The sequence below is a fragment of the Actinacidiphila glaucinigra genome (assembly GCF_900188405.1).
In the GTDB taxonomy this organism is placed as follows: domain Bacteria; phylum Actinomycetota; class Actinomycetes; order Streptomycetales; family Streptomycetaceae; genus Actinacidiphila; species Actinacidiphila glaucinigra.
Window position 1 is genome coordinate 136,763 of the sequence record NZ_FZOF01000013.1, and the last position, 13,046, is coordinate 149,808.

Genomic DNA, 13,046 nt, shown 5'->3' on the forward strand with positions numbered 1-13,046 from the left:
AAAGGAGGAGGCGGGTGAAACCGCTGTCGACGTGGTTCCGCGACGCCTCGCGGGACCTCGGGCTCCGGCTGATCGCCGCGTTCGGCCTGCTGCTGTACACGGTGTTCATCATCGTCCCGGTCCTCATGAGCCTGCGCAGCAGCTTCACCGACGAGAACCCGCTGAAGTCGGGCAGCACGTGGATCGGGACCGACAACTACACGGAGATGCTGCACGACCCGCAGCTGCGTGCCAGCGTCCTGTTCACCCTTGCGCTGGCCGTCGGAGTGACGGGCGTGGCCAACGTCGCCGGCCTGCTGCTCGCCATGCTGCTCAACCGGACCCGGCTCACCTACCGGGTGCTGCGCACCGTCGCGTTCCTGCCGCAGGTGGTCTCCGGGGTGATCGTCGGCTTCGTCTGGAAGGCGATCTTCACCCAGAACGGCCTGCTCAACGAGACGCTGACGAGGCTCCATGTGACGGACCAGCCGGTCGACTGGCTCGGCAACCCGCATCTGGCCCAGCTGTCGGTGGGCGTGGTGGTCGCCTGGGTGCTCTCCGGCTTCACCACCGTGGTCTACCTCGCGGCCCTGCAGAACATCCCGCAGGAGCTGTACGACGCGGGGTCGATCGACGGTGCCGGCGCGTCGCAGCGGTTCCGGATGATCACGCTGCGGATGGTGGCCCCGGCGACGACGATCAGCGTGACCATCTCGCTGATCACCGTGCTCAAGCTCTACGACATCATCCAGGTCCTCACCTCCGGCGGACCCGCCAACGCCACCCAGTCCACCGCGCAGTACATCGTGAAGACGGCGTTCACCACGAACCGGTTCGGCTACGCCTCGGCCGTCGCCATGTTCCTGCTGGCGCTGTCCGCGGTCATCGCCCTGTCCGTCACGAGCGTCCTGCGCCGCCGAGAGGTCGACCTGTGACCGTCCAGCACGCCCCCGCCCGCACCGCGACGCGCCGCCCGTCGAGGCCGGGTCGCCCGGCTACCGCCCCCGGCCGATCCGGGCGGTACCGCGCACTGCGTTCCCCGGTCCGGCTGACCGCCGCGGTGGTCGTGGTGCTGCTCTTCGTCAGTCCCATCTACCTGACCATCGTCAACGCCTTCAAGACCGAGGACGCCATCGTCGCCAACCCCGCGGCGCCCCCGGTCCACCCCACGCTCGGCAACCTCGCCACCGCGCTCGGCCGGCCGGACCAGCTCATCCAGCTCGGGTTGCGCAACTCGCTGATCGTCGTGGTCTGTTCGGTGCTGCTGCTGATCCCGCTGGGCTCGGCGTTCAGCTTCTGGATCTCGCGCCGGCGCACCCGTCCGCGGGCGGTGATCCTCGCGGTCCTCGCGGCCGGGCTGATGATCCCGCCGCAGGTCGTGCTGCTGCCGACCATCCGGATCCTGACCTTCCTCGGCCTGGACCACTCGTATCCCGGGCTCATCCTGTCCAACCTCGGCGGCGGGTACTTCTCCTTCGCGGTCTTCGTCTACGTCGGCTTCATGCGGGCGGTGCCGGACGAGGTCGTGGAGGCCGCGCGGCTGGACGGCGCCGGAGGACTGCGGATCTGGTGGACGATCATCATGCCGCTGGTGCGGCCGGCCACCGCGACCGTGGCCATCTTCCTGTCGCTGTGGATCTGGAACGACTTCCTCAACCCGCAGTTCATCCTGGGCCCGCTGCAGGGCCAGACCATCACCACCGGTCTCTATCTCTCCGTGGGGCAGTACCAGATGGATTACGGACAGCTGTTTGGCATCATGTTCCTGGCCGGGATCATCCCGGTGGCCGGATACCTGCTGATGCAGAAGCAGTTCGCGGCCGGGCTCACCGCGGGATCGACCAAGTGAGCGCGACTCCGCGGACGGCGGCGCCCACCCCGCACGCGGGTCCCGGCCCCGGCGAAGCCGCCGCGGGCATACCGGCCCTGGACGACCTGGCGGGCGACTGGATGCCCGCCGCCCGCCTCGCCCATCTGCCCAGCCTCCGCAACCAGTGGGGGCAGGGACACGTGAACGCGGACCTGACTTCACTGTCCTGGCTGGCCTTCCCGCCCTACAGCGGCGGCTACCACACGGGTGTGCTGCGTATCGACGGCACACCGCTCGCCGCCGAACGGCTGCGCTGGTCCCCGTGGGGCGTCGAACGCGCCGCCGCCCTCGGCACTTTGGCGGTGCACACCGAGGTACGGATGGGCTACGAGCGCAGCCGGCTGCTGTGGCGGATCACGCTGCGCAACACCTCCGCCGATCCCGTGCGCGCCCGCCTCGAGCAGGAACTCCTGGCGATGTTCGCGCACCACGAGACGGACTGGGGCTGGCTGTACGGCACCCCGTGGAACCACGGCCACCACCACGACTTCCACGCCACCGAGCGCCTGCGGAGCGAGGTCCTGGCCGACCGGCCACGGCAGGTGCAGACCCTGCCCCACGGCGAGCGGTGGCTGCGCCTCGGCTCACCGCGCGTGCCCGGCATCCAGCGGGACGAGGACGCGGCGCCCATGCTCCTGGAGTCCGAGCTGCCCGACCACTCCACCCCGGACGCCGGCCGCGTGCGCGAGCCCGGCGCCCCGTGCCTGGTGGACGGCCTGGAGGTGCGGCGGCCGGACGGCACGGTCACCGCGGTCGGCGGCGAGGGCGGCGCCTGGACCGTACGCCCCGGCACCGACCTGCGCGTCGGTACCGCCGCCCTCGGCGCCGGGGACGTCCTGGCCCTGCGGCTGCGCGTCGACCAGGGCGCCGCCCACGGCGTCGTGATCACGCACGGCAACCATCCAGACTCCGCGACGATCGGGCTCGACCGCGGCCGCCTCTTCCTGCGCATCGGCGGTGAACAGGTCGTCACCACCTCGCCGTTGAGCACCGGGCGGTGGCACCGTATCGAGCTCCGGCTCGGTGACGCCGGCGCCCGCCTGGACGTCGACGGCACGGAGCGCGCCCGTACCCGGCCCTGGTGGGAGGACCAGCGGTGGACGGCCCGCGTGGAGGACGGCGCCCTGTGCGTCGCCGACTCCCGCAGCCCGGCGCGGTCCGCGTACGCCTTCGCCGAGCCGCCCGACGCCCTGACCGCGAGCGGCGCCCGGGGCCTGGCCCGCTGGGACGTCCGCCTCGAACCCGGACAGACACGGGTCCTCGAATTCGTCCTCGACATCGGTTCGTCGCGGGAGGAGACCCGCAGCGCCGCCCTCGCGGTGGCGGGCGGCTTCGGGGACGGGTTCACTCGGGTCGCCGAGCGGTGGCGGGCCACCTGGCGGCACGCCTTCACCCCCGGCAACCCGGAGTTCTCCGGCCACCTGCCCACGCTGCACACCGACGACGCGGACCTCGCGCGCACCTACTACCTGGGCGCGCTCCTCGCGGTGTACATGCGCAACACCCGTGTGTCGCGCACCGGCCCGGTCTTCCTCACCGGGGGGCCGCGCCTGGGACCCACCACGACGTTCTTCTGGGACCAGTCCGAGTTCGCCCGCACCGCCGCGATGCTCGAGCCCCGCGGCCTGCGCGCCTGGCTGCTGGCCGCCCTCGCGCAGCCCTACGACCACTGCCACTCCTTCGACACCTACAACCTGCTCCCGGTGGGGAACCACTACGCGGCCAACGACCACGCCCTCTTCCGGACGGTCGCCTCGTACGTCACCGTCACCGGGGACACCGGCCTCCTGTCCGAGCACGCCGGGGACCGCAGCGTGCTGGAGCACCTGCGCGCCATGGCGTTCCGGCCGCGCGAGAGGCGCGCACGCTACGCCGACGGTGTCCTTGCCGACCTGGGCTCCGACGCCTGGGAGCTGCTGGAGTGCGTACCGAACTACCGGGACGCCGTCACCTCCTTCAACGCCGGGTACGCCGGCATGCTGCGCTCGCTCGGCACGCTGCTGCGGTCGCTGGGCGAGGACGCCGCGGCAGCGGAGGCCGAGGCGGAGGGCGCGGAACTGGCCCGTGCGGTGCTGGGCCAGTACGCGGGTGACGGGCGATGGCGCATCAGCCACCCCCAGGGGACGGACGTCATCGGGCACTGCCTGGACTTCGTCCTGGTCGCCGCCGACATGACCGAGGACCTCACCCCGGCGCACCGCGAGGAGATGGTCGGCTTCGTCGCCCGGAGACTGCTCGACGGCGACTGGATGCGCGCCCTGGATCCGCGCGACCCCGTCGCCCCGTTCTCCGACCGCCCCGACCACGGCGCGGCCGGCGCCTTCGCGGCCTGGCCGGGGGCGACCGCGTACGGGCTGTGCCGCCTGGGCCGTCCGGACCTGGCCGCGGGCATCCTGCGCCGGGCGCACCGCACGACGTCCGGCGCTCTGTGGGGCCAGGCCATGGAGGTGACCGCGGACGGTACCTACCGGGTGGCCGAACGGGGTGTCTCCAACCGCGAGAGCGTGGCCGCGGTCGCGGTCACGGAGGCCGTCCTCGCGGGCCTGTTCGGCGTCGCCGCGGACGTGCTGCGGCCGGGCGGTGCGCCTGTGGAGAACGGGTTCGGTCGGCTCACGGGGGTCCGCGTCGCGGGCCGCGATCTGACGGGTCCCGGCGCGTGATCGCCCACGGCAAGCGCCTTCGCGCCGCTGCGGGCCGACGCGCACCCGGGGATTTCGCCCGTCTGTCATTCCAACTGCACGGCCCGCGAGCCGGGTTGGAAATAGCGCAAGGGGCGGAATTGGGTTGCCGAGATATGGGCCTTCATTGGAATCGGCAATAGGCGGTCGCAGGGGTCGCACATGGTACGGTCGCGAGCGTGGGACTTTGGCTGCTCAACAACCTGGACACGGCCAGCCTCGCGATCCTCATCGTGGGAGGTGTTGTTGTTGTATCGCTCGCCGCCTGCCTGGTGACGCGCCGCGTTTTCCCTGATCTGATCAATGGCGTGACCAATGACGTGTCCCGCACGGTACTCGAACTGTTCGGGGCCATCTACGGAATCGTCCTCGCCTTCGTCATCGTGACCCTGTGGACCGAACTGGAGCAGGTTCAGGCGGTGGTGACTTCGGAAGCCACGGATCTCGCCGTCATCTCCCGCAACGCGCATTCGTTCCCGGACGATGTGCGGCAGAAATTGGACCGCGCGATCGGGGAGTACGTCCATGCCGTCGTGGAGGACGCATGGCCGCTGATGCGCGTCGGCGAGAACAGCCTCGGTGCGACATCGGGCAAGCTCGAGGCGTTGTATGGAGTCCTTCAGGAATACGACCCGAAAACCGCGTCCGAACAGGCCTTCTACAGCGAATCCGTGGAGCGGCTGAACGATGTGACCGCTCAGCGCAGAACCCGCATCCTGGCCGCGACGCAACAATTGCCGATTCTGCTGGAGATCCTCACCTACGGGGGCGCACTGGTCGTGATGCTGATCACCTTGCTTTACGGGGTGGAGAACCTCAAGGTGCAGCTGCTTTTCGTCGGGTCGATCGCGTTGCTGGTGGGACTGAGCCTCACCCTCGTCCTCGTCCTGGAGCACCCCTTCGCCGGCGAGGTGAGCGTGAGCCCACATCCGTTCATGGAAGGCCAGCTGATGAAGTACTGGAGCAGGTGACGCGGCGAGGCCCGGTGAGAGGTCGACCGGCTCATCGCCACTGGCTTCCGGGGGCCGCCGGGCGTGTTTCAAGATTTTTTAGACGACCGGTCTAATCGGGTGTACGGTCGAGATATGGCAGTCGCCAAGATGGAAACGCGCCGAAGCATCCTGGACGCCGCACGGCGGATCGTCGTCGCCAAGGGGTACGCCGCGGTCGGCATCAACGAGGTGCTCGCCGCGGCCGGTGTCCCGAAGGGGTCGTTCTACCACCACTTCGGCTCCAAGGACGCCTTCGGCGAGGCGATGATGAAGAGCTACTTCGACGACTACTTCGCCACCATGGACGGCATCGTCGCCGACACAGGAGCGAGTGCCGCGGAGCACCTGATGCGGTACTGGCAGTACTTCTACGACACGCAGGCCGCGGACGACTGCCAGGGCGGATGCCTGGTCGTCAAGCTGGGTGCGGAGATATCCGACCTGTCGGAGGCCATGCGCATCGTGACGAAGGCCGGAACCACTGAGATAGTCGACCGGATCGAGCGGATGATCGTCCGCGGTGTCGCCGACGGGTCCGTGACCATCGACGGCGACCCCCACGCGACCGCCGACTCCCTCTACAACCTATGGATCGGGGCGAGCATGATCGCGAAAATTCATGGCAGCCCCGGCCAGCTCGACCGCGCGATGACGGTCACCCGTCAGGTGCTGCACGCCTGACGAGCCACCACTGCCTGCGGCTCGAACGGGTCCGGGCAGGGCAACCAAGAGTAGACCGGTCTAATGATCTGATGTAGACCGGTCCAGGACAGGACTCATCATGACCAACACCGATCTCATCCACTCCGACGCGACCGAACTCGCCGAGCTGATCCGCGCCGGGAAGGTCTCCTCCGTCGAGGTGGTTCAGGCACACCTCGACCGTATCGAGGCCACCAATCCGAGGCTCAACGCCATCGTCACGCTCGCCGACGGTGCGCTGGAGGCCGCGAGGGCGGCGGACGAGGAGCTCGCGGCGGGCGGCGAAACGGGGCCGCTCCACGGTGTGCCCTTCACCGCCAAGGACTCGTTCGACACCGCCGGAGTGCTCACCCAGCGCGGTTCGCCGATCTTCGCGGGGCGCGTCCCGGACACGGATGCCACCGCGGTGGCGCGCATGAAGCGGGCCGGAGCGATCCTCCTGGCGAAGACGAATCTTCCGGAGTTCTCGTACTGGGTCGAGTCCGACAACCTCCTGACGGGCAGGACGAACAACCCCTGGGACCTCGACCGCTCGCCCGGCGGTTCGAGCGGTGGGGAGTCCGCGGCGATCGCGGCGGGGATGTCGCCGCTCGGACTCGCGACCGACCTGTCCATCTCGGTGCGCGGACCGGCGGCCGACACCGGTGTCACGGCGCTCAAGCCGACGCACGGGCGGATCCCGATGACGGGGATCTGGCCGCGGGAGCCCCGCCGCAACTGGCACGTCGGCCCCATGGCCCGCAGCGTCCGCGACCTCGCACTCGCGTATGCGCTGCTGGCCGGGCCTGACGGCGCCGACGGCTACGCCACCGCCCCGCGCGGGTTCGACGCCGGCCTGGGCGCCTCGCCGGACCGGCCCGTGCGTGTGGGCTGGCTGGTCGACTCGGGACTCGGTCCGACCGACGGGGAAGTCGCGGCGACCGTACGGGCCGCCGCCGACGCCCTGCGGACGGCGGGGGCCCAGGTCGACGCGGTGGAGATCCCCGCTCTCGAGCGGGACAACCCCCTGGAACTCTGGACCAAGATGAACGTCATGGAGGTGAAGCCGGCCTTCCGGCAGGTCACCGCGGGTCACGAGGACCAGATGTTCACCTACTCCAAGACGTTGGCCGGCATGCCCGACACGTCCGTGGAGGACTACGTCCGCGCCGAACAGGGCATCGAGCGGCTCCGGGACGGATTCGCGGCGTACTTCCAGCGGTACGACGTCCTGCTGCTCCCGGTGACGACGATCCCCGCACACGAGCACCAGCTCGGGCAGTTCACCCTCGACGGCCGGACGATGGACGCCTTCCACGTGTCGTCGACGACCGTCCCCTTCAATCTGACGGGACTGCCGGCCCTGTCGATGCGGTTCGGCACGAGCAGCGACGGGATGCCGATCGGCGTGCAGCTGGCGGCCGACTGGCACTCGGAGTCGACGATCCTGCACATCGCCTCGCTGCTGGAGACGCTGAGCCCGGTACGCGACCTGCACCCCGCCCTCTGAGAACCGGGGAAAGAATCCCGACGAGCCACCGGGGCCCCATCCGTCCCGCACCCCTCACACCGACATCCGAGGCGTGCGGGACCGGCGTGGACGCCGTCGCGCCCGGCGGCAGAAGTCGTAGGCTTGCGTTAAGCAAGTCTGGAGGTGCGACATGCCGGGACCCCGCCGCGGAACCGCCGATGGACCTTGTCCGATCGGACGTACTGCCGACATCCTCGGCGACCGTTGGGCGTTGCTGATCATGCGCAACGCCACCGTCGGAATGACGCGGTTCGACGAGTTCAAGGCCGAGCTGGACATCGCGGACAACGTCCTGTCCGGCCGTCTGCGGCAGCTCGTCGAGTCGGGGCTGCTCACGCGCATCCCTTACCGGCCCGAGGGCGGCGGCCGGACCCGCGACGAGTACCGGCTGACGCAGGCGGGTGAGGACCTCCTCCCCCTCCTGCACGCGATGATGGTGTGGGGGAACGCCCACAGCGAGTCCGCGTCACCGACACGGCCGATGCGTCTCGTGCACAGCACCTGCGGGGAGTCGTTCGAACCCGGCCGCCGCTGCCCGCGCTGCCGGAGGCGGGTGCCGCGCTCCGAGACCGCCTGGATCAGGCCCTGGCGGAGCGACCTCGCCCAGGTCCTGGGCGCCGCGGCAGCCCCGTGATCCCGCAGGCAGTCCCCCCGATGCCCGAAATGCTGGCTTTTGTTGCGAAAGCCTGTAGTGCGTCCTAGACTGGCTGCCGTAAGGCAAGCCAGAAGGGAGCAGGTCATGGCCCACAACACCACGACGACGCACCCCACGATCCGCGCACTCCCCCGTTCCGTCACGCGACTGGAGATCCCGGTCGGAACGAACTACAAGCAGTTCGTCGCCCGCTTCGAGCAGGCCGTCCCTCCGCTCGACTACCGGCGCACCTTCGAGCTGGTCACCGAGCGGGCGCCGTGGAGCGCCGTGCGCCGCCTCGCGGACGAGGGCGCTCCCCTCGGGTTCATGATCTACTGGAAGTTCGACGCTCAGCCGCTGTTCGGCGTGGCCGGCGATCAGGCCCGCTGCACCGAGTACCTGATGGGCAATCACACCATCGCCGAGCGCATGTACCGGCACGATGCCGGGGCCCTGATGTACGCGCCCCTGCGCATCACGATCCACGAATCCCCGTCGGGCGAGGCAGTGTTCGCGATCGACCGGCCCAGCGACACGGTGAGCGCGCTCGGCCGGCCGGAGATCACGGAAGTGGGCCGCGAGCTGGACCGCAAGGTCGGCGCGCTTCTCGCCCACCTCGGCGTCCCCGTGCCCGATGAACTGACCTGACCTCAGGACGACGCACGGCAGGACCTCGCGTGCCCGGTGCCACCCGAGTATCCACTCGGGTGGCACCGGGCACGTGTTTCGGCTTGGTCAGGTTCGGGCCGGAGTTGCCCTGACGAGGCTGTTCGCACACGGCGCTCCTGGGGCATGGGATCGTCGAATGAACTCATCGAATCCGGCCGGAGCCAATGGGTTTGAGGGGAAATCGCGAATTCCGGCCGGATTCCCCGCAAGGGCGGGACGCGGGCTGGCGACCCTGGCGCAGAAGGGTCCGGCCCTCGCCATCCGACGGCATCACCGCAGGTGAAACGCGGTCTGTGCCTGTCTTGCCGGACAGCGAGCGGTTTGGGGTCGAAAAGTTCGCTAATGCCGCAGATAATTCACCGGTTGGCGACCCTGTCACCTTCCGGCAATCCAAGATCAACCCGTTGACACCCTCTCGGGACTGGTGCTTCGCTGTGCGGCGCACCCCAAGTCCACCGTGAAACCCACGCGTCGGCGCGGGGTGAATGAGCGAGAGGAAACCGTGAAATTCACATCCAAGAGACCTGCGATCGGCACGGTCCTGGGAATCAGCATGCTGGTGGTCGCCGCTACCCCGTCGGCGTCCCTGGCACTCGCCACCCCCACCGGCACAGCGTCCTCGACCACACAGCTCTCGGCCCCGGCTTCGGCTTCGACCTTCGGAACGGGCGCCGAGATCAAGGGAGTTCCGGCCGGTAGCGGCACGCAGCGGTGGATCCCGCTGGTCACCGGTGACCGGGTCGCGGTGGACGCGAAGGGCACGATCGTCTCCGTGCGTCCGGCCGCGGGCCGGGAGGACATACCCATCCGGGTGGAGACCCGCGACGGCCACACCTACGCCCTGCCCGACGACGCCCGGGACCTCGTCCGGAGCGGCCGGGTCGACCGGCGTCTGTTCGACATCACCACGCTGAGCGCGCCGGCCTACGCGGACCGCCATGATCTGCGGCTCATCGTGATGTACGACGCGGCCCGTGCGGCGGCCAGGTCGGCGGTGCGCGCCGCCGGGGGTGCCAGGGTCGAGCGCACGCTGCCGAGCGTGAACGCCGACGCCGTTGCCGCGCCTGCGAACGGCACCGCGGAATTGTGGTCCGCGGTCACCAACGGGTCCGGCGACGCGATGAAGCGCAGTGTCGCCCCGGGTATCGCCTCGGTGTGGCTGGACAGCGTGGTGCAGGCGAGCCTGGACAAGAGCGTCCCGCAGATCGGCGGCCCGGAGGCGTGGGCGGCCGGTTTCGACGGCACCGGTACGCGTGTCGCCGTTCTCGATACGGGTGTGGACACCACGCACCCGGATCTGGCCGGGCAGGTCGTCGCGGAGCAGAATTTCTCGGACTCGCCGGATGCCGTGGACCGGTTCGGTCACGGCACGCATGTCGCGTCGATCACGGCCGGTACCGGAGCGAAGTCCGGTGGCACGTACAAGGGTGTGGCGCCGGGGGCGCGTCTGCTGAACGGCAAGGTCCTCGGGGACAGCGGCAGCGGCAGTATGTCGCAGATCATCGCGGGCATGGAGTGGGCCGTCGCCGAGAAGGCGGACGTCGTCAACCTGAGCCTGGGCACCTACGACTCCCCGGAGATCGATCCGGCGGAGGCTGCCGTCAACCGGCTCTCGGCGGAGAGCGGGGCGCTGTTCGTCATCGCGGCGGGCAACAACGGCGAGCAGGGAGCCGGAACGGTCGGTTCGCCGGGTAGCGCGGACGCCGCGCTCACGGTCGGTGCGGTGGACAAGCAGGACAGGCTGGCCTCGTTCTCCAGCACCGGCCCGCGCGTCGGTGACGGCGGCATCAAGCCGGATCTGACGGCGCCCGGTGTGGCCATCGGCGCCGCGGCCGCGCACGACAGCTACCTGAGCACGGTCGCCCCCGCCGTCGCGGACGGCTACATCGCGCTCAACGGCACGTCGATGGCCACCCCGCACGTCGCCGGCGCCGCCGCCATCCTCGTCCAGCAGCACCCGGACTGGAGCGGCGACGACATCAAGGACGCGCTGGTCTCCTCGACGACGTCCGGCGGGTACACGCCCTTCGAGCAGGGCTCGGGCCGGGTCGACCTGCGCAAGGCGATCAAGCAGACCGTCGTCGCCGGCCAGACCTCGCTCTCGTTCGGTGTCGCGCAGTGGCCGCACACCGACGACCAGCCGCTGACCAGGGACCTCACGTACCGCAACTCGGGCGACTCCCCGGTCACCTTGAAGCTGGCCGTGGACGCCACCGGGCCGGACGGAAGCGCCGCGCCCGACGGGATGTTCACCGCGGACGAGCAGGTCACCGTCCCGGCGCACGGCGAGGCGAGCGTGAAGGTCACCGCCGACACCCGTCTCGGCGGTGACACGACCGGGGCCTTCACCGGGCGGATCACGGCCACCGGCGACGGGCAGACCGTCGGCACCGCGCTGGCCGTGGACCGCGAGTCGGAGATGTACACCGTCACGGTGAACACCCTCGACCGCAAGGGCAAGCCCGCGCCCGCCCCCGCCTGGGACGCCCAACTGCAGGGCCTGTCGGGGCTCTCCAAGGGCACCAACCTCGTGCTGAGCGGCGACCTGCACTCGGTGCGTGTCCCCAAGGGCCGGTACTTCCTCAACAGCATGGTCCGGGTCGACCCGGAGGGTTCGTACAACCAGGGCGGTGACTGGTTCAACCAGCCCGACCTCGACGTCACCAAGGACACCGTGGTGACGGTGGACGCACGCACCGCCAAGCCGCTCGACATCACCGTCCCCGACCGTTCCGCCCGGCCGGCCCTCGGCTTCTTCAGCGCGGGCATCGAGCTGGCCGACGGATACAGCACCCGCTACGGGGTCTTCACCAGCTCCCTCGCGCAGTACCGCACCGCCCACCTCGGCCCGAAGGCGGCCGACGGCGACCGGCTGACCCAGCAGCTCATGACCACCTACTCCACCGGCGTCGGCGGGCACGACGAGTACCACCTGGTGTACCAGCCGACCGGTGACCGGTACCTCACCGGCTTCACCCACCACACCAAGGCCCGGGAGTTCGCCAAGGTCCAGGTGAAGCTCGGCGCACCGGCGAAGGGCAAGTTCGGTTTCATCACGCCGGGCACCGAGGGCGGCGCCGGCCTCGGCACCGTGCACGCCCTGCCCTACACCGGCACGCTGCACCTGCTGTCGGGGAACCCCTCGTGGCAGCTGGGCTTCATGCAGGTCGACGCGAACGACGCCTACGAGACCAGCTATGACGCCCTCCCGAGGACGTTCAAGCCCGGACGCTCCTACGAGCACGTGTTCAACGTCGGAGTCTTCGGACCGGATCTCCCGGAGGGCGCCGGACTCGTCGGACTGATCCGGGCCGACGAGGCGATCGACGGGCGGCTTCCGCTCTTCTCGGACAGCCAGGGGAACATCAGCGAGAACAACTCGCCGATCGAGAGCGCGCGGACGTCCCTCTACCGCAACGGTGAGCTGGTCAACTCCAGCATCTACCCGATGGACGTCTTCTACATCGCGGAGAACGAGCGGGCCGACTACCGGCTGACCGTCTCGGTCAAGCGCGGCACGGTCGCCGACGTGTCCACGAACATGACCGCGAGCTGGACGTTCTCCTCCGAGTACGCCCCGGGGATCACCAAGCTCCCGACTTCCGTCGTGCGCTTCACCCCCGCCCTGTCCCTGGACAACACGGGCAAGGCCGGGGCGAAGGTGTGGGTCCCCGTGACTGTCCACGGCACCGCCGCGGGCCGGAACCTCAAGTCCCTGAGCGTGTGGGCCTCCTACGACAAGGGAGCCACCTGGCACAAGCTCAGCGTGTGCGACGGCCGGGTCCAGGTCAGCAACCCCAAGGCCGGCGGCAGCGTGTCGTTCAAGGCCCAGGCCGTGGACAAGCAGGGCAACACCGTCGACGAGACGATCATCGACGCCTACCTGACGAAGTAGCCGTCGCCGGGCCGGAACCGCGCTCCAGGGCTCGCGCCCTCCGCGGTTCCGGCCTGGTGAACGATCCGCGGCCACCCGTACGCGGGCCCCTCCTGCTGGGGGTGCGCGTGCGGGTGG

The 13,046-nt window shown here is 69.9% G+C and carries 9 protein-coding genes; all 9 read left to right on the top strand.

The genetic code is table 11. From position 1 onward, the window contains the following. The first annotated feature begins 14 nt into the window (after positions 1–14). Positions 15–914 carry a carbohydrate ABC transporter permease gene (locus tag CHF15_RS24755; RefSeq protein WP_245939025.1) on the top strand — a complete coding sequence of 300 codons (900 nt, stop codon included), beginning with the start codon at positions 15–17 and terminating at the stop codon, positions 912–914. Further along, positions 911–1,828 carry a carbohydrate ABC transporter permease gene (locus CHF15_RS24760; protein ID WP_089226074.1) on the top strand — a complete coding sequence of 306 codons (918 nt, stop codon included), beginning with the start codon at positions 911–913 and terminating at the stop codon, positions 1,826–1,828. Before CHF15_RS24755 ends, CHF15_RS24760 begins: the two co-directional genes overlap by 4 nt. After that, a complete protein-coding gene (locus tag CHF15_RS24765) occupies positions 1,825–4,509 on the top strand; it encodes a LamG domain-containing protein (protein ID WP_089226075.1) in 2,685 nt (894 codons plus the stop codon). Before CHF15_RS24760 ends, CHF15_RS24765 begins: the two co-directional genes overlap by 4 nt. A gap of 197 nt (positions 4,510–4,706) precedes the next feature. Then, complete coding sequence (locus CHF15_RS24770) at positions 4,707–5,498, top strand: bestrophin-like domain (RefSeq protein WP_089226076.1); 792 nt, start codon at positions 4,707–4,709, stop codon at positions 5,496–5,498. A gap of 114 nt (positions 5,499–5,612) precedes the next feature. Next, a complete protein-coding gene (locus CHF15_RS24775) occupies positions 5,613–6,200 on the top strand; it encodes a TetR/AcrR family transcriptional regulator (protein WP_089226077.1) in 588 nt (195 codons plus the stop codon). A gap of 100 nt (positions 6,201–6,300) precedes the next feature. Beyond that, positions 6,301–7,710 (top strand): amidase, encoded by a 1,410-nt coding sequence (locus tag CHF15_RS24780; RefSeq protein ID WP_089226078.1) that lies wholly within the window; start codon positions 6,301–6,303, stop codon positions 7,708–7,710. 151 nt (positions 7,711–7,861) lie between these two features. After that, positions 7,862–8,365, top strand: a complete 504-nt coding sequence (locus CHF15_RS24785; protein ID WP_089226079.1) for a winged helix-turn-helix transcriptional regulator — start codon at positions 7,862–7,864, stop codon at positions 8,363–8,365. Between the two features lie 105 nt (positions 8,366–8,470). Beyond that, positions 8,471–9,013, top strand: a complete 543-nt coding sequence (locus CHF15_RS24790) for a hypothetical protein (protein ID WP_089226080.1) — start codon at positions 8,471–8,473, stop codon at positions 9,011–9,013. Positions 9,014–9,536: 523 nt separating this feature from the next. Further along, positions 9,537–12,929, top strand: coding sequence for a S8 family peptidase (locus CHF15_RS24795; protein WP_245939026.1), 3,393 nt, complete (start codon positions 9,537–9,539; stop codon positions 12,927–12,929). Positions 12,930–13,046: the final 117 nt, after the last annotated feature.

What these genes read in the sequence shown, in the direction of transcription:
- CHF15_RS24775 (WP_089226077.1), top strand. Translation starts at nt 5,613, where the DNA reads ATGGCAGTCGCCAAGATGGAAACGCGCCGAAGCATCCTGGACGCCGCA.
- CHF15_RS24780 (WP_089226078.1), top strand. Translation starts at nt 6,301, where the DNA reads ATGACCAACACCGATCTCATCCACTCCGACGCGACCGAACTCGCCGAG.
- CHF15_RS24785 (WP_089226079.1), top strand. Translation starts at nt 7,862, where the DNA reads ATGCCGGGACCCCGCCGCGGAACCGCCGATGGACCTTGTCCGATCGGA.
- CHF15_RS24790 (WP_089226080.1), top strand. Translation starts at nt 8,471, where the DNA reads ATGGCCCACAACACCACGACGACGCACCCCACGATCCGCGCACTCCCC.